The 18733-nt window shown below is 51.8% G+C and carries 15 protein-coding genes; all 15 read left to right on the plus strand.

The window, feature by feature from the left end; genetic code table 11:
* Positions 1-66: 66 nt before the first annotated feature.
* Positions 67-738 carry a response regulator transcription factor gene (locus LKD70_RS06155; RefSeq protein WP_227707155.1) on the plus strand — a complete coding sequence of 224 codons (672 nt, stop codon included), beginning with the start codon at positions 67-69 and terminating at the stop codon, positions 736-738.
* A 13-nt stretch (positions 739-751) separates the two neighbouring features.
* Positions 752-1759, plus strand: coding sequence for a sensor histidine kinase (locus tag LKD70_RS06160; protein ID WP_227707156.1), 1008 nt, complete (start codon positions 752-754; stop codon positions 1757-1759).
* A gap of 156 nt (positions 1760-1915) precedes the next feature.
* The gene (locus tag LKD70_RS06165) at positions 1916-2683 is read left to right on the plus strand and encodes an ABC transporter ATP-binding protein (protein WP_227707157.1); all 768 of its coding nucleotides are present in this window, start codon (positions 1916-1918) and stop codon (positions 2681-2683) included.
* Complete coding sequence (locus LKD70_RS06170) at positions 2676-4676, plus strand: ABC transporter permease (protein ID WP_227707158.1); 2001 nt, start codon at positions 2676-2678, stop codon at positions 4674-4676. Before LKD70_RS06165 ends, LKD70_RS06170 begins: the two co-directional genes overlap by 8 nt.
* A gap of 230 nt (positions 4677-4906) precedes the next feature.
* Entirely contained in the window at positions 4907-5374 is a 468-nt protein-coding gene (locus LKD70_RS06175) for a GNAT family N-acetyltransferase (RefSeq protein ID WP_227707159.1), read from the plus strand.
* A gap of 159 nt (positions 5375-5533) precedes the next feature.
* The gene (locus LKD70_RS06180; protein WP_227707160.1) at positions 5534-8827 is read left to right on the plus strand and encodes a DUF5717 family protein; all 3294 of its coding nucleotides are present in this window, start codon (positions 5534-5536) and stop codon (positions 8825-8827) included.
* A 15-nt stretch (positions 8828-8842) separates the two neighbouring features.
* Entirely contained in the window at positions 8843-10126 is a 1284-nt protein-coding gene (locus LKD70_RS06185) for a DUF5716 family protein (RefSeq protein WP_227707161.1), read from the plus strand.
* A complete protein-coding gene (locus tag LKD70_RS06190; protein WP_227707162.1) occupies positions 10101-10868 on the plus strand; it encodes a hypothetical protein in 768 nt (255 codons plus the stop codon). Before LKD70_RS06185 ends, LKD70_RS06190 begins: the two co-directional genes overlap by 26 nt.
* Positions 10869-11032: 164 nt before the next feature.
* On the plus strand, positions 11033-11884 hold the full coding sequence (locus tag LKD70_RS06195; protein ID WP_227707163.1) for a transporter substrate-binding domain-containing protein: 852 nt from the start codon (positions 11033-11035) through the stop codon (positions 11882-11884).
* A gap of 58 nt (positions 11885-11942) precedes the next feature.
* The gene (locus tag LKD70_RS06200) at positions 11943-12629 is read left to right on the plus strand and encodes an amino acid ABC transporter permease (RefSeq protein WP_227707164.1); all 687 of its coding nucleotides are present in this window, start codon (positions 11943-11945) and stop codon (positions 12627-12629) included.
* A 12-nt stretch (positions 12630-12641) separates the two neighbouring features.
* A complete protein-coding gene (locus LKD70_RS06205; RefSeq protein WP_227707165.1) occupies positions 12642-13427 on the plus strand; it encodes an amino acid ABC transporter ATP-binding protein in 786 nt (261 codons plus the stop codon).
* 133 nt (positions 13428-13560) lie between these two features.
* The gene (purF, locus tag LKD70_RS06210) at positions 13561-14988 is read left to right on the plus strand and encodes an amidophosphoribosyltransferase (RefSeq protein WP_227707166.1); all 1428 of its coding nucleotides are present in this window, start codon (positions 13561-13563) and stop codon (positions 14986-14988) included.
* 89 nt (positions 14989-15077) lie between these two features.
* Positions 15078-16511, plus strand: a complete 1434-nt coding sequence (gene purB, locus LKD70_RS06215; protein ID WP_227707167.1) for an adenylosuccinate lyase — start codon at positions 15078-15080, stop codon at positions 16509-16511.
* 151 nt (positions 16512-16662) lie between these two features.
* Positions 16663-17856, plus strand: a complete 1194-nt coding sequence (locus LKD70_RS06220) for an ICP22 family protein (RefSeq protein WP_227707220.1) — start codon at positions 16663-16665, stop codon at positions 17854-17856.
* 118 nt (positions 17857-17974) lie between these two features.
* Entirely contained in the window at positions 17975-18715 is a 741-nt protein-coding gene (locus tag LKD70_RS06225; RefSeq protein WP_227707168.1) for an SIR2 family NAD-dependent protein deacylase, read from the plus strand.
* The last annotated feature ends 18 nt before the right edge of the window (positions 18716-18733 follow it).

Consider the following 18733-nt stretch of genomic DNA (forward strand, 5'->3'; position numbering starts at 1 on the left):
CATATTGACAACTTTTCGGAGGCAAACGTATAATGATCTGGAAATTTGTGCGAAAAGGAGAGTGCCATGTACAGGATATATATTGTAGAGGACGATGCGGTGATCGCGCGGACTCTGAAGGAACATCTGGAAAAATGGGACTATGACGTGAAGTGCGCCGGAGATTTCAGGGGGATTATGGAAGAGTTCGCGCGGTTTGAGCCGGAGCTTGTGATCATGGATATTCTTCTTCCCTTCTACAACGGCTACCACTGGTGCACCCAGATCCGGAAGATCTCGAAAGTACCGATCCTGTGCCTCTCATCGGCGGCGGACAATATGAACATTGTCATGGCGATGAACATGGGCGGGGATGATTTTATCGAGAAACCCTTTGATTTGAATGTGCTTACAGCGAAAGTTCAGGCAATGTTCAGGCGGGCTTATGCGTTTCAGGGCCAGATGAACCTGATTGAGCATGACGGCGTGATTCTGAACCTCTCTGATGCCTGTGTAAGCTTTGAGGGAAAGAAGATGGAGCTTACGAAAAATGATTTTAAGATCCTTCAGATGCTGATGGAAAACGCAGGGAAGATTGTATCCCGGGACGAACTGATGCAGCGTCTCTGGGAGAGCGATGAGTTTATCGACGACAACACACTGACCGTAAACGTGACGAGGCTGAGGAAGAGGCTGGAGGAGATCGGAATTACCGGTTTTATAAAGACGAAAAAGGGCAGCGGATATGTTATCCAGTAAGGGGGACCGGGCGATGGGAGTGATCATACGTTCATTTATCAGGAAAAACAGAAAGACGGTTCTGTTCTATCTGCTGTTTCTCGGTATTTTTTATTTTGTGCTTTACCTGTACGGCGTGAGGGCGGACGCGCTGAATTATATCGCCTTTCTTTCCTTTCTTGTGTTTCTGTTTCTGGGGACAGTGGATTTCCTTCTGTACAGGAGGAAGGCCGGGGAGCTTGAAGCGGCATTTGGCGGTCTTCCTTTTGAAATGAAAAGTATGTCGGCTTCTTGTGACCTGACGGAGAAAATGTATCAGGACGCAGTTGAAAATCTGTACAGAGAGTATATCCGCCTTAAGACGGATACAGGTGTGGCCAGGACGGAGATGATGGAGTTTTACGGATTGTGGGCACATCAGATCAAGACGCCCCTTGCGGCCATGGACCTGCTCCTTCAGTCTTCGGATTTCAGCGGGAGCCGTACCGGGGAAGAGATGAAAATGGAACTTTTCCGGACCCGGCAGTATGTGGATATGGTGCTTACCTATTTAAGAGCGGAGGATATGTCATCGGATCTTGTGATGAAGAGATACCCGCTGGATGACCTGATCCGGCAGGCGGTCAGAAATTACTCGAAAGTATTTATTCTGAAAAAGCTGAAACTCGAGTACGAGCCGCTGAATGCGGAGGTCCTCACGGATGAGAAATGGCTTGTGTTTGTGTTCGGACAGATTCTCTCTAACGCTCTGAAATATACGGATTCGGGCATGATCCGCATCCGCGGGGAGGCGGAAAACCCCGGCGTGGTGCTGATCGGGGATACGGGAATCGGCATCCAGCCGGAAGATCTCCCCAGAGTGTTTGAAAAAGGATTCACCGGCTACAACGGGCGGCAGGACAAGAAGGCGACGGGAATCGGGCTTTACCTGTGCAGGATGATCTGTGAGCGGCTCGGCCATGCTATCTCCATCTCTTCAAAACCGGGGGAGGGGACAACCGTGCGGCTTGATCTGTCCCGGAAGGAATTCCGGCATGAGTAGCGCCGGCTGCCCGAAAGTGACAACAGTGTAAGGTTGGAGGTTCAGATGTAAGCCAGAGTTATGGAAGGGAAGCTCCTGTTTTTCTATAATGATTGGTGTCAGGGAAACAGATAAGCCCCGGCGCAAAAAAATGACAGGAACACAGGAGGTAAAAACATGCCGCTTTTGGATGTGAAAAATGTAAAAAAAATCTACACAACGAGATTCGGGGGCGCACAGGTGCAGGCTCTTTCCGACGTCACCTTCTCCGTGGAGAGAGGAGAGTACGTGGCAATCATGGGGGAGAGCGGCTCGGGCAAGACGACACTTTTAAATATCCTGGCCGCGCTGGATAAGCCGACCAGCGGAAAGGTGCTTTTAAACGGCCGTGACCTGGCAACGGTAAAGGACAGGGAAGCAGCGGCTTTCCGCAGAAAACAGCTTGGATTCGTGTTTCAGGAGTTCAATCTTCTTGATACTTTTTCCGTGGAGGACAATATCCTTCTTCCGATGGTTCTGGCGGGGAGAAAATATAAAGAGATGCAGGCGGCCCTGGAGCCCCTTGCGTCGCGTCTCGGAATACAGGGACTGCTTAGGAAATATCCCTATGAGATATCCGGAGGCCAGAAGCAGAGGGCGGCTGTGGCCCGGGCGCTGATCACAAAGCCGCAGATTATTCTTGCCGATGAACCGACCGGGGCGCTGGATTCCAAAGCAGCGGATGAGCTGATGCGGCTGTTCGGCCGGATTAACCGGGAGGGACAGACGATCCTTATGGTGACGCACAGCGTGAAGGCGGCGAGCAGCGCGGGAAGGGTGCTCTTTATCCGGGACGGGGCAGTGTACCATCAGATCTACCGGGGAGAGCAGACAGATGAGCAGATGTACCAGAAAATATCAGATGCGCTGACGGTGCTCGTTTCGGGAGGTGAGCGGCATGAGTAAGCTGTTTTATCCGAGACTGGCCGTGTCCAATCTGAAAAAGAATTTCCGGATCTATCTGCCGTATATTTTTGCCTGCGTGATTATGGTGATGATGTTCTACGCAATGGGAGCCATCGGGAGAAATTCCGGGCTTGACCAGATGCGGGGAGGAGATTTTATCCGTACAGTGATGCAGTGGGTGTCCGGCGTCGCAGCGGGGTTCGTCGTTATCTTCCTCTTCTATACGAACAGTTTCCTTATCAAACAGAGGAGGAAAGAGCTGGGGCTTTATCAGGTACTCGGCATGAGCCGGGGCAACCTCGGCCATATGATGCTGTGGGAGAGCCTGATTACGGCCGCTGTCAGTATCGGCGCAGGGCTGATCCTGGGGCTTGCGTTCGGAAAGCTTGTGTTTTTGATTTTTTTAAAGGTTGTACATTTTCCGGTGCCTCTTGATTTTACAATTGAACCGGAAGCCTTAGTTTCCACGGTCAGGCTGTTTGCGGCAGTGTTTGCCTTAAGCCTCGCGTATAATCTGGTTTCTGTGTGGAGGAGCAGTCCGTCCCGGCTGATCAGCGCGGCAAAGGCGGGAGAGAAGGAGCCGAAGGGCAAAGTGATAATTGCTGTTCTCGGCGCGGCGGCGCTTTCAGGCGGATATTATCTGGCGCAGACGGCCGAATCCCCTTTAAGCGCGGTCAACATCTTCTTCCTTGCGGTGCTCCTTGTCATCGCCGGCACCTATATGCTCTTCCTCTCGGGAAGCATTGTCTTTTTGAAGGCGCTTAAGAAAAACAAAAACTTCTATTATAAGACCGGACATTTTACTGCGGTCTCGGGACTTCTTTACCGGATGAAACAGAATGCGGCGGGACTTGCCAGCATCTGTATCATGAGTACGGCCGTGATCGTCGTTCTGTCCATCTGTGTGTCTCTCTATGCGGGGATTGAAGATACCATAAACAAGCAGTTCCCGGCGGATGTGTGCGTGAGCATGGCGGATTCGTCTGAGGAGAGCCGGGAAACGGCAGAGCAGGTGATCGCGGATGCGGCGGCAGAGAACGGCGTCTCCGTAGAGGATGTGATATATTACCGGTCGTTTACCCTGCCCTGTGTGATAAACGGGGACGGAGTGATCTTCGGAAACGCCCAGACTGCGCTTGGAGCGGAGCACTTTTCGGAACAGTTCAGAGGGATGGTGCTCCTTCCCCTTGCAGACTATAACCGCCTGAACGGAACGGACGTATCTCTCTCGGACGGAGAACTTCTTCTCTGCGCCGGGGACAAAGATTTCTCTGCGGATACGGAGGAACTTCTTCTCGGAGATAGGACGTGGAGCGTAAAGGAGCGGATCCGTGAGATCGGTTTCGAGACGGGAGATACGATGTCGGGAATGATCGGCACAATCTATCTGATTCTTCCGGATCTTGAGTCCGTGGATGAACTGGCGGGAAACTACGGCCTGCTGGACGAAGGGGAGAACCATGCGGGATGGACGTTCTGGTTTGACTTAAACGGGGAAAGCGGACGTTGTGAACAGATGATTCATGCGCTGAGAGAACAGATGAGCACCGCGGGAGTCTCCGGCGAGATACAGTCCAAGGCGGAAAACAGGCTGGATGTCTATGTGCAGAACGGCGGCGTTCTGTTCCTGGGAGTGTTCATCGGGATGCTGTTTCTCATTTCTACGGTGATGATCATATATTACAAGCAGATCTCGGAAGGGTATGATGACAGAGAAAGCTATCAGATCATGCAGAAAGTGGGAATGGACCAAAGAGAAGTAAGGGGCGCGATCCGGACACAGATTCTGACCGTGTTCTTTCTCCCTCTGGCGGCTGCGGTGCTCCATGTGGCCTTTGCCTTCCGTGTGATGTCTATGCTGCTTTCCATGATGTATATGAGCAATGACCGCCTGTTCCTTTTGTGCACGGCGGCGGTGTCGGCAGTGTTTGCGGTATTTTACGTGATCATATACGCGGTCACGTCGAGAGAGTATTACCGGATTGTGAGATGATACCGGCTCAGCTGTCCGGCAGCAGCCATAATAAGCGCAAAGTGCGGTTTACGAACGGTGCGGGCTTAAGCTGCCGGGTGGGCTGAGCCCTGGGACAGGGGAGTGAGAGACAGGGCTTGTTCGTGCATAAGGCATATGGTACACTGAGGGCAGTACCGGCTTTAGACCGGCGCTGCCCTTTTCCGGCGTTTCCGGAAGAATAACAGAAAAAAGACACAGGAGACAGAACGATGATACGAAAACTGACAGACGCAGACAGAGAGCTTTACATTGAGATGGCCCATGAATTTTATCATTCAGACGCGGTGCTCCATCCGGTTCCGGATGAATATTTTGTCCGGACTGCGGACGAGGCGCTCCGCTCAGGCGACTATGCCGGCATTTATCTGCTGGAGTATGAAGGAAAACCGGCGGGATACGCGCTCACGGCAAAGACGTTCTCTCAGGAAGCGGGAGGATTCGTGATCTGGATCGAGGAGATCTATATAAGGGAAGCGTACCGCTCCCGCGGGCTTGGAAAGGAGTTTTTCCGGTATCTGGATGAGAATAAGGGAAGTGATGTGACGCGCCTGCGCCTGGAAGTGGAGGCGGACAACAGAAAAGCGGCGTCGCTCTATGAACGGCTCGGATATGAGGTGCTTGATTACGTGCAGATGGTGAAGGATAGCAGGGATCCGTCAGGCACGGGCGCAAGATAAGGCAGAGAAAGATACAGGCAAGAGAAAAGTATACAAGTATACAATCCGCGAAAAATCTTTTAATCCTACCGTTGCATGTTACAGGGCAATGAGCTATAATTCAAAGTAGCGAATTTTTGCCCTGAACTGTTACAAAAGAATTGTGAGTAGGTGAACCATTTGAAAAACAAGATCAAACGTTTCGCGAAAGGGGATTTCCATATCCCCCAGCCGGAGATCATTTTCCCCGAGACGAGGATTGTCATGCGCGTGGGGGAAGGAGAAAAATACAGAGGAAGCTTCTCGCTTCAGAACCAGGGGGAAGGGACTATAAGAGGTCTTGTCTATCCCTCTTCTTATCGTGTCCACTGTGATGAGCAGGGGTTTGACTGCAATCCGGTGAATATCTATTATACATACGACGGAACCGGACTGCGCCCCGGACATGTGGAGCACGGGAAGTTTACGATCGTCTGCAACGGAGGGGAGTACGATATCGCTTTTACCGCCATTATCGAGAAACCCTATGTGATGACCAGCTACGGAAAGATCCAGAGTCTGGAAGACTTTAAGAAGCTTTCCTTCCGCGACGCGGCGGAGGCGGTGAAGCTTTTCAGATCCCGTGATTTTTATGAGATCCTTAAATATGAGGACAGGCGTATCCGGGCGCTTTATGATAATATGCGCAGATGGGAGCTCGACCAGCAGGCGCTGGAGGAGTTCCTTGTAGGCTGCAAGCAGAAGGAGAAGATATTCCTGACTCTCGAGGAGGAGAGCAGGGCGTTTATGTCCCTTACGGAAGCGCGCAAGGAGACGTTCACAATCAAGAAAAATACATGGGGATATCTGGAGATCGACGTGAAGACGGAAGGGGATTTCCTCACGGTAGAGCACACCCGGATTACAACGGAGGAGTTTATCGGAAATTCCTACAGGCTTGAGTATTTTCTTAACACAGAAGCGCTCCACAAAGGAAGCAACTTCGGCAGGATTATACTGGAATCCCCTTATGAGACGCTGACTTACGAGGTCGTTGTGGAAAAGGACGTCGTAAGGGATGAGGAGAGAAGGGCGAATGACCGTGAATTTGCCGGGATTGTGAAAAATTATCTGAAATATGAGGCCGGACAGATGCAGCTCTCCGACTGGGTCGGTGAGGCGCTCCGGAGAATCAGCCATTTAAGAAATATGGATGAGCGCAATGAGTACTATCTCCTTGCCCATGCCCAGATCTGCCTGATCGGCGGGAAGACGGAAGAGGCCAAGCAGCTGCTGGAATCATACAATTACAACCGGTTCGCCATCGGGAAAGATGTGGAACTCAGCTCCTACTATCTGTATCTGACCACATTTCTCTCAAACGATACGATCGGTCAGCGGAAAGTGGCGGAAGAGCTGTCAAAATCCTTTATGAAGCACCCGGACAGCTGGAAGATTCTCTGTATGCTGGTGGACGTTGACGCGGAGTACAAGATCTACAGCGAGAGGCTTCGGGCCCTGGAAAAGCAGTTTTATGAAGATAAGTCACACAGCATCTGGTTTTACCTGCAGGCGTTTAAGTGCTTCAGGGACAAGAGTTCCTCGCTTAAAAAGCTCGGGATGTTTGAGGTGAGAGTACTCCTTTTTGCAGTGAAATACAAGCTGATGACAAGAGAACTGGCGCTTTATACGGCCAACCTTGCAAGCCAGATGAAGGTTTTCGACCGCCATCTGTACGATGTGCTTGTGCTCGCGTATAAAATGTACAATGAATCCATGATCCTGACCGCGATCTGTACCCTTCTTATCAAGGGAAACTGCGTGGATACGTGTTACTTTAAGTGGTATGAAAAAGCAGTGGAGGCGGAGCTTAAGATCGCTCAGCTCTATGAGTATTATATGGCGTCCGTGATTCCGGATCAGTTCCACAAACCTCTGCCAAGATCCGTGTATCTGTATTTCATGCACGGAAATTCGCTGGATTATCACAAGTGCGCTTTCCTCTACTCCAACCTGATCACCTATGAGGATGAGTCAAGCGAGATTTACGCCCATTACAGAGACGAGATGGAGGCTTTCGCGTGGAATCAGCTTGACCGGAGAAACATTGATGACCAGCTCCGCATTATCTATAAGAGATTTGTGGTGGAGTCTTCGATGAATCCGGAACGCATCAAGGCGCTCTACGACGTGTGCCATGCGTACTGGATCACGACGAAGGTTCCGAATATGAAATACATCCATGTGATTGCGGAGGACGGGACGATCACGCAGAAAGCGCCGTACATGGACGGAAGCGCGAGGGTATTCCTCTATTCCAAGACAGACCGGCTTGTATGGGAATCCAGAGACGGAAGACATTATACGGATTCCATTCCTTATGAGAGCAAACGGCTTTTCTACGAACTTCGGTACATGGATATGTGCAGAAAATATATTAACGGACTCCGCCGCAGCCATGAGGAGGAGCAGTCACAGGAACTGACGCTGGAGATCGTTCAGGAGAACGGGCTTGAGAACTATCCCGAGGATGAGATCCTCGGACTGTGCAGCCGGACGATCCGTGAGAACAATTACGAGAATGACGACTTCCTCACCTATGTCTGCTTTGACCTGTTCAAAAAGCAGCAGTATGACAAGGTGATTCTTACCTATCTGGCGAACTATTACTGCGGCGCGACTCCGGATATGAAGACGCTCTGGAGAGAGGCGCGGGATTATGAGGTGCACACCCACAAGCTGGCCGAGCGTATTCTGACGCAGATGCTGTTTTCCGAAGAACTGTTCCAGGAGGCACAGATCTTTGAGCAGTATTATGCGGAAGGAGCCTACTTCCGGCTTCAGCAGGCGTATCTGGCGTATGTGTCCAGAGAATATGTGGTGGAGGACCGGAAGATCAGCCGCAGCGTCATCGACATTATCTGCCGTGAGTACGAAAAGGGCGAGGAGACGATCGACGTGTGCAAGATCGCGGTGCTGAAATACTATTCCGCAAGGGAATACAATTCGCAGATGAGGAAGACGCTGAAGAAGTTCCTTCAGGAACTGTGCGGAAAGCAGATCTATTTTCCGTTTTTCCTCTCGTATGAGAAAGACTGGCTGATCGAGCTTCAGCTCTGGGACAAGACTCTGATCGAGTACAAGGGGCAGAAGGGCAGCAGGGTCATGCTTTACTACCAGCTTCAGAAGGGCGGCAGAGAGCAGGCGGACTATTCGACAGAGGTGCTGACACCAATGTATGAGAACCTGTATGTGAAGAAATTTGTTCTGTTTGCCAACGAACAGCTGAAATACTATTTTAAGGAGACAATCGACGGCAATTCCTACCGCAGCGACAAAGAGACGTGCATGCGGGAGACGGTCCCGGGAGAACAGGGCAGATACGGAAGGCTCAACGATATCCTGACAGAGAAAAATGAGAATGAGAGAAAGAAAAAAATGCAGGCGTACGCGCTGGAAGACGCGGTGGCAGCCCATATGTTTACACAAGAGTAAGGAGGATGTCTTTCCATGGGACAGGGCAGTATCATTGGTTATGAGATAAATGAAAAGACATGTCAGATCAGTTTTTACAATGATCAGGAGATGGAGCCGGATACGCTGGAGGTGGATACGGATAACTATCAGATTCCCCTGATCATCGGAAAGCTGAGAGATACATGGGCATACGGGAAGGAGGCCAAGCGCCTCGTCTCGATCAAAGAGGGATTCACTGTCACGCGGCTCTTAAGCAAGAGTCTTGCAGGGGACAAGATTGAATTCGGTGAGGAGACATACGACGCGGTGTGGCTTTTGTCCCAGTTTATACAGATGTCGCTGCAGTCGTTCCCGGAGATCGAAGGGATTGTCTTTACAGTCCCATCGCTTACGGAGGAACTGGCCCAGATGCTAAGGGGCATCGCGGTGCGTATGAATATCGACAAAAGGCATATCTTCATTCAGGACTACAAGGAGAGTTTCTGCAACTATCTTTTCTATCAGTCCAAGGAACTCTGGCAGTATGACGCGGCGCTCTTCTCCTGCGACAGAAACGAGATCCGCGCATACATGCTCCGGCGGCTGAAACCGGGGCTCGGCGGAGGAAAGACGACCTTCGTGACAGTGGACGAAGTGGCGAGCGCTCATATGAAGGAGCTGGCCATGGTCTACCCGGTTCTCAACGAGGATAAGGCCAAGGAGGCGGACGCCATGTTCTGCAAGTTTATTGAGAGCGTGTTTGACAAGCGGATCGTATCCTCGGTATTCCTGACCGGGGAAGGGTTTGAGAACAACTGGTATCCGAAGGCGCTCCGCGTGCTCTGCAACGGGCGGAGGGCGTTTATCGGAAACAACCTGTACAGCAAGGGAGCCTGCTACACGGCCTACAGAAAGCTCTTTATGCATATTGAAAATCCGGTCTATCTCTCGGAGGACAAGCTGACGGATCAGATTACGGTGAACATGAGAGTGGACGGACAGGAGATGTGGTATCCCATTGTCTCCTGGGGAGCGCACTGGTACGAGTCGAACAATCAGTGGGAAGTCCTCATGGAGAATGTAGAGGACATTGAGTTTCACATCGAATCTCTCATTCAGGGCAATGTAAGGACGGAGAAGATCTCTCTTGAGCGGTTCCCGCGGAGGGCGGAGTATTCCATGCGGCTTCAGATCGAGACGCTGTTCCTTGATGAGAAGACGTGCAGGATCACGGTGAGGGACGCCGGATTCGGCGATTTCTTCCCGGCTACGGATTTTCACGCGGAGAAGATCATACATTTAGGAGGCAATGATGGGAAATTTAATTCTTTGTCATGACAGACATGCGGCGCACCCTTATGAGATCACGAGGATTCACTGCCGGATATTCACGATTGAAGAACTGTGCTACTATCTGTGCAACAATCTCTATCTGATCGACTACACGATCATGAACGGACAGCTCTGCGAGTGGCTTGACGAGGAACTCGGGATGGACAGGCTCGCCGCGGAGCTTAAGGACGTGTTAAGGCTTAAGGGATCTGTGGAGAAGTTTGTCCTGACGATACTAAAGGCGTCGAAGATCTACAGAGACCCTGAGATGATCCGTATCCAGAACGTGCTGGAGCATCTGAAAAACCAGAAAGATATCGAGCGCCAGAAGTTCAAAGGCGACAACCTTCTTGAAAGCGGCGAGGTGGAGGAGGCGATTATCGTCTACCAGGCGATCCTGAATCAGGAGAAGGACGAGTCTGTTGACGATAAATTCTACGGGAAGATCTATGCCGGGCTGGGGGCTGCCTACGGACGCCTGTTTCTTTACCAGGAATCTGCCAGAATGTATGACAGGGCGTATCAGATCTGCCAGGACAAGGCTCTGATCAAGCCCTATCTCTACGCTTCCTATAAGTACATGTCTCTGGAAGAGTATCATATCCTGATCACAAAGCAGGAGGAATATATGGAGATCAATGCCCAGATGCGGCGGGAGATTGAAGAGGTCCGTGCAGCCATGCCCGCGGACGCAGGGCCTGAAATGCTGGAAAAGTGGAAACGCCAGCACAGAAGAAGCCATTCCTAGCGGCGGAAGGGGAGCGCTTTTAACGGCGGGGCCGTGTGCGCTCTTTCTGGTTGACAGGGGTGTGCCTGTGTGGTAGAATACAACGGTAACTTTACTGTAGTGCAGTGACTCATTGGTAGAGAAAAAAAGCAAAGCCGGGATTCCCGGCAGTGGAGGGATGAATTATGAAAAGAAAAGCAGTCAGTGTATTGCTCTGTGCGGCAATGGCGGTTTCCATGCTTGCGGGATGCGGTTCTTCGGATTCTGGAACAGATACGCAGTCAGGTTCTGAGACATCTGATACGGGAACGGACGAGTCCGGCGAGACAGAGAGCGATATGCAGTATGTAAAGGACAAGGGGACGCTTGTGGTGGGAATCACAAACTTTGAGCCCATGGATTACCAGGACGAAAACGGAGAGTGGATCGGATTTGACGCTGACATGGCAAGAGCTTTCGGGGAAAGTCTCGGCGTTGAGGTCGAGTTTGTCGAGATCGACTGGGACAACAAGATTCTTGAGCTTGACGGAAAGACGATCGACTGCGTATGGAACGGAATGACACTGACAGAGGATGTGACAAGCGCCATGGAGTGTACGGACGCATATCTGCAGAACGCGCAGGTAGTTGTCGTTCCCGCTGATGTGGCGGATCAGTATCAGGATGAGGAGAGCCTTTCCGACTTAAGCTTTGCGGTTGAGGCCGGAAGCGCGGGAGAGGACGAGGTCAGCGCGCTCGGGCTGAATTACACACCGGTGACAGCTCAGGCGGACGCTCTTATGGAGGTCGCGGCAGGTACATCCGACGCGGCGGTGATCGACCTGCTTATGGCGGCAGCGATGATCGGAGAGGGCACAAGCTACTCGGATCTGACATATACGATCAGTTTAAACAGTGAGGAGTACGGAGTCGGATTCAGAAAGGGTTCTGATCTCTGTGCAGAGCTGAATCAGTTCTTCGCGGACAGCTATGCGGACGGAAGCCTGCAGGAGTGCGCGGAGAAATACGGCGTGCAGGCTGCGCTGATTCAGGAGTAAATCAAAGCGGCCGCGCATCAGCGCGGCGGACAAGAAACAAAAGAGACGGGGTTGTGACATGGATTTGATAATTGAACAATTTCCTGTTGTCTTCAGAGCGCTGAATATCGGTTTTCTGCAGACGCTGAAGCTGTTCTTTGTGACGCTTCTCGGGGCTATTCCGCTGGGACTTTTGATCTCCTTCGGCTCGATGTCCCGGTTTAAACCGTTAAGTATTCTGGCGAAGATTGTTGTCTGGATCATCAGAGGAACCCCTCTGATGATCCAGCTTCTGATTATTTTTTACTTCCCGGGTATTGTCCTGGGGGTTAATTTCTGGGGCGGCAGCGAAAGCGGCAGATTCATGGCGGCGTCAGTCGCCTTCATATTTAACTATGCCTGCTATTTCTCGGAGATCTACAGAGGAGGAATCCAGGGAGTTCCGAAAGGACAGGAAGAGGCAGGTCTTGTGCTCGGCATGACGAGAAGCCAGATTTTCTTTAAGATCACGCTTCTTCAGATGATCAAGCGCATTGTACCTCCGATGTCCAATGAGATTATCACTCTGGTCAAGGATACTTCCCTTGCGAGGATTATTGCCCTCCAGGAGATTATCTGGGCGGGACAGTCGTTCCTCAAGGGATCCCAGGGAATCGCCGGAGTGATCTGGCCGCTGTTCTTCACGGCAGTGTATTATCTTATTTTCAACGGTATTCTCACAGTGCTGCTGGGACGGCTCGAGAAGAAGCTTGATTATTTCAGGTAGGAGGTGGAGCATATGGCAATTCTTGAAGTGGAACACTTAAGCAAAAGCTTTGACCGCACGGAAGTCCTGGAAGATATCACTTTTTCTCTGGAGAAAGGAAATGTGCTCTCCATTATCGGGTCCTCGGGAAGCGGAAAGACGACGCTCCTCCGGTGCCTGAACTTTCTGGAGAGGCCGGACGGCGGCACGATCCGTGTAAACGGGGAGACACTCTTTGACGCAAACGATCCGGTGACGGCCCAGGATGATAAAATCCGCAGGAAGAGACTGCATTTCGGACTTGTCTTTCAGTCGTTCAATCTGTTTCCGCAGTACACGGCCCTCGGCAATGTGATGCTGGCAAAGGAGCTTCTGGCGAAGGAACAGCCGGACTATAAGGCAAAGAAAAAGGAGATTCACGAGGAGATCGAGGCGGAGGCCAGAATGCTTCTTACCCAGATGGGCCTTGCCGACCGGATGGACAACTATCCCCACCAGCTCTCGGGCGGTCAGTGTCAGAGAGTGGCGATTGCCCGTGCCCTTGCGCTGAAGCCGGATATTCTCTGTTTTGATGAGCCTACATCCGCGCTGGACCCGGAGCTTACGGGCGAAGTGCTTAAAGTAATCAAAGGCCTGGCTGACCAGGAGACGACGATGATTATTGTCACCCATGAGATGGCTTTTGCGAGAGATGTGTCCAGTCAGGTTATCTTTATGGACGGGGGATGCATTCTCGAGCAGGGAACCCCGGCGCAGGTGTTTGAAAACCCGCAGGAAGAGAGAACAAGACAGTTCCTGTCGCGCTTTACAAACGGTTGATTAAAAATACTTATAAATATGCGGCGAATAAAATAATGAACGTCCGACGGAGGAAGGCAGAGGGAATGTTGATTTTCCCTCTGCCTTATATTATAATCGGAGTTGCGCAAAAGAAAAAGGAGCGGAATCTTATATGACAGATTTAGAGAGAGTTTCCACGGGACTCGGCGAGGAATGCGGAGTCTTCGGAGCTTATGACATGGATGGCCGGGATGTTGCGCCGTCCATTTATTACGGACTTTTTGCACTGCAGCACAGAGGACAGGAGAGCTGCGGAATCGCGGTGACAGACACGGAAGGAAAACGCAGATTCCTGTCGAGAAAAGGGCTGGGACACGTAAATGAGGTGTTTCATGAGGGGACGCTGGAGGAGCTCAAGGGCAACCTGGGCGTCGGGCATGTGCGCTATTCTACTGCCGGAGGAACGAGAGTGGAGAATGCGCAGCCCCTTGTCATCAATTACGTGAAAGGTGCACTTGCCATTGCACACAACGGAAACCTTGTCAACGCCATCGAGCTGAGAAAGGAACTGGAGTACACGGGAGCGATTTTCCAGACGACCATCGATTCCGAGGTGATCGCCTACCATATCGCCAGAGAGAGGCTTAATTCCAGGACTGCCGAGGAGGCGGTGAAACGGGCGATGAAAAAGATCAGGGGCGCCTATGCGCTGGTGATCAGCAGTCCGCGGAAGATGATCGGAGCGAGAGACCCCTTCGGACTCAAACCTCTGTGTATCGGCCGTCGGGACAATACTTATTTCCTTGCCTCCGAGAGCTGCGCGATTACGGCGGTGGATGCGGAGTTTGTCCGCGACGTTCTGCCGGGAGAGATCGTAACGATCACCGCTGACGGTATTGCATCCGACATGAGTATGGCGATGCCGGAGGAAAAGCAGGCGAGATGCATCTTTGAATATATTTATTTCGCGAGAACCGACAGCAGGATCGACGGGGTGGAAGTGTACCACGCGCGCATCCTGGCGGGAAGGGCTCTGGCGGAGTCATTCCCGGTGGAGGCGGATCTTGTGGTGGGAGTGCCGGATTCCGGGCTGGTGGCGGCCAAAGGCTACTCGGAGTATTCCGGAATCCCGTACGGCATGGCGTTTCACAAGAACAGCTACGTGGGAAGGACGTTTATCAAGCCGAAGCAGAGCGACCGGGAGTCCAGCGTCAAGATCAAGCTGAATGTCATCCCCGAGGTCGTCAGGGGAAAACGGATCGTGATGGTGGATGATTCAATCGTTAGAGGAACGACCTGCGCCAACATTATCCGGATGCTCAAAAGCGCCGGGGCCACGGAGGTGCATGTGCGCATCAGCTCACCGCCGTTTCTCTACCCGTGCTATTTCGGGACAGACGTGCCGTCCAATGAGCAGCTGATCGCCCACTCCCACACAACGGAGCAGATCCGGGAGATGATCGGCGCCGATACCCTTGGATATATGGAGATTGACAAACTGAAAAACATGGTCGGGGATCTGAAGTACTGTGATGCGTGCTTCACAGGAAATTATCCGATGGAAGTCCCCGGCGAAGACATCAGCCACGCATTTGAGTGAGCGCTCACCGGGCGCGGGCCAGAGGCGAAGGGCGGTGGATGTTATAAAATGTTAAATGTTAATAACATGAAATAAAGGAGGATACACATATGTCGAATGACCGTTATGCAAGCCCGCTTTCCGAGCGGTACGCAAGCAGAGAGATGCAGTACATCTTTTCTCCGGACAAGAAGTTCAGAACATGGAGAAAACTGTGGATCGCCCTTGCCGAGACGGAGAAAGAGCTGGGACTGGACATTACCGATGAGCAGATCGAGGAGCTTAAAAGTCATGCGGACGACATCAATTATGATGTCGCAAAGGCGAGGGAGAAGGAAGTGCGCCACGACGTCATGTCCCATGTCTACGCCTACGGCGTGCAGTGCCCGAAGGCAAAGGGGATCATTCACCTTGGGGCTACGTCCTGCTACGTGGGCGACAATACAGATATTATTGTTATGTCCGAGGCACTTAAACTCGTCCGCAGAAAGCTGATCAACGTGATCGCGGAACTGGCGAAGTTCGCAGATGAGCAGAAGTCACAGCCGACCCTTGCGTTTACCCACTTCCAGCCGGCACAGCCGACTACGGTGGGAAAGAGAGCGACGCTTTGGATGCAGGAGTTTGAAATGGACCTGGAAGACCTGGACTATGTGCTCTCAAGCCTGAAGCTTCTCGGTTCAAAGGGAACGACGGGTACCCAGGCAAGCTTCCTGGAGCTCTTTGACGGAGACCAGGAGAAAATCGACCGGATCGATCCGATGATTGCGGAAAAGATGGGATTTAAAGCATGCTATCCTGTGTCCGGGCAGACATATTCCAGAAAGGTGGACACAAGAGTGCTCAATGTCCTGGCCGGAATCGCGGCCAGCGCCCATAAGTTTTCCAATGACATCCGTCTTCTCCAGCATTTGAAAGAGGTGGAGGAACCTTTTGAGAAGACGCAGATCGGCTCTTCCGCCATGGCGTACAAGAGAAATCCCATGCGGAGTGAACGTATTGCTTCCCTTTCGAGATATGTGATGATTGACGCGCTGAATCCGGCGATTACATCCGCCACCCAGTGGTTTGAGAGAACACTGGACGACTCGGCCAACAAGCGCCTGAGCGTTCCGGAGGGATTCCTTGCCGTCGACGGAATTCTCGACCTGTGTCTCAACGTGGTGGACGGCCTTGTCGTGTACCCGAAAGTGATTGAGAAGCATCTGATGGCCGAGCTTCCGTTTATGGCGACAGAAAATATTATGATGGATGCCGTAAAGGCGGGAGGAGACCGTCAGGAACTCCACGAGAGAATCCGTACGCTGTCCATGGAGGCAGGCGACAATGTGAAGAGAAAGGGGCTTGACAACAACCTTCTCGAGCTGATCGCGGCGGATCCTGCGTTCAACTTAAGCGAGGAGGATCTGAAAAAGACGATGGATCCTTCCAGATATACCGGACGGGCGAAAGAGCAGGTGGAGGCTTATCTTGCGAACGTTATCCGCCCGCTGCTTGAAAAGAATAAGGACGTGCTTGGAATGAAGGCGGAGATCAGCGTCTGATCCCGGAATACCAGTACATGAGCAAAAAAATGCAAAGGAATGTTGCAGAGGATTGCGGCATTCCTTTTTCTTTGATACTTTATCAGTTGGGGTGTTCTAACTGGAAAATATTTCCGGGGGACGCCCGGGTGAAGAAAGGAATGGGGTAATCATGGAATGGTGTTTGGAATTTTATGAGGGAAAGAAACAGGAACATTATATGAGGCGGCTTGCGAGAACCGCATCGGTGATGCTGTCACTCGGCCTGCTTATTCTGAGTACAGATGGAACAGCCGGGAGACATGCTGTAAAGCCTTCGGAGAATACGTTTAGTGTGAACAGCAGGATTCCGGAAGAGCAAGAGCCGCTTTCCGTGTCGGGCGCAGGGGCGCCCGGAGGGATCGCGGAGAGAACTCTGTCCGGAAATATACTGACAGCGTCTGCTATTCTGCCCGGAACAGAGGCGGCAGAGACTGCCCCGCCGGAACGGGAGGCTGAGACGGAAGATTTGGCCGTTCAATTTGATCCTGATACGGGCGCTCCCGGCATGGGCATTGCTGACACAGAAGCTGCGGATACCGCAGTCCCGGGCGTGGATATCCCGGGCGGAAATACCGGCAATACGGAGGAAAACAATCCGGGTCCGGATATTCCTGATGCAGGTATTCCGGATACAGGTGTTCCTGATGCAGGTATTCCTGATGCAGATGTTCCGGATGCGGATATTCCGGATGCGGGTATTCCTGATACGGATATTCCTGATGCGGGTATTCCTGATACGGATATTCCGGCGGAAGATGATCCGGCGGAAGACCTTCCGGCAGGCGGTGATACTGAGGATGAAAACGGGGACAATACCGGCTCCGATGCCGGAATGACCATCCTGAACGGATTCTATGTCAGTGAGAGCGGAGTGATATGCGGGATTGCAGATCCGGCGGCTGTTGTGTCAGACTCCTGTATGACGTTTCCGTCCTCCGGGTGCAGCGGCATTTCCGCGGATGCTTTTGCCGCAGTACCCGAAGGCGTGCGGGAAGTGTATATTCCGGCCAATATTACATACATAGAAGAGGGCGCATTTTCGGGATTCACGGAAGTGGAGTGGTATGAGATGGAACCGTCGGGAGAGTTTTTCACAGAAAACGGAGTTATCTTCTCAGCGGGCGGGACATGCCTGTTTGCGTTTCCTCCGGCAAGGACGGATACTTACTATGTCCCGTCAGGCGTAGCCGCAATCGCGCCGGGCGCGTTTGCAGGTTCCCAGCTTTCAAAGCTTGATATCAGGGCATGTGAACAGCTTGATGTGTCCGTCCTCCCGGAATACATAGAGGTGATCCTTCCGGTGCGGGACGGCGAAGTCCCGTGAGAGATCTTCCCGACACTGTCAAGCAATTTTATTGAAGAATTCCCGGATTTGTATTATACTATTGGGTATAAAAATCATCTGCTGAGAGTATTACAGCGGCAGAAAGGAGGGTTCTTGGATGAAAGAGAAAAACATGCTTCAGATATTGAAAGACAGCACGTATACGGTTGTCTTAAGCGGGACCGGTCTTCTTGGAGAAAGCGGGTATCCGCTCCTGCGGGACGGAGCGGAATCCTATGAGATTGAGGAAAAGTACGGTTATTCTTTTGAAGAGATTTTCAGCAGCGGATTTTATTCCGCGAGAAAGAACCTTTTTTTCCGTTTTTATAAAGAAGTGATCTTAAAGGCCATGGAGACTCCCCCGGGAAAGGGATTCCTTGCCCTGAAAACCCTTCAGGATCACGGGCTGATCCACTCGATTATTACCCGGCGCATCGCTGCGCTTGAGGAGAGAGCGGGATGCACAAACGTGGTGAATATGAAAGGGACGGTGTACGACAATGTGTGTCCGTCCTGCGGCAGACATTATTCCATGGAGTATGTAAGGGACGCGAAGGGTGTTCCGCTCTGTGAAAAATGTCTTGTGGCGATTCGTCCGCAGGTATGTCTGTTCGGCGAGATGATAGACAACGGGATCATGACCCGGGCGGCTTATGAGGTGGAAAAAGCGGATGTACTGCTTGTGCTGGGATCCAATCTTACAACCCCGCTGTGCAGTCAGATGCTTCAGTATTACACGGGATCCAATCTGATCCTTGTGACGGATTCCGAGCATTATTCGGATGAGAAGGCGGATATTGTCGTTTACGGAAGATGCGACGAGTTTTTGTCCGGCCTTGCCGCCGAATGCGTGAAATAAAAATACAGACTTGAATTG

The organism is Ruminococcus turbiniformis (genome assembly GCF_020687545.1).
Lineage (GTDB): Bacteria > Bacillota > Clostridia > Lachnospirales > Lachnospiraceae > Mediterraneibacter > Mediterraneibacter turbiniformis.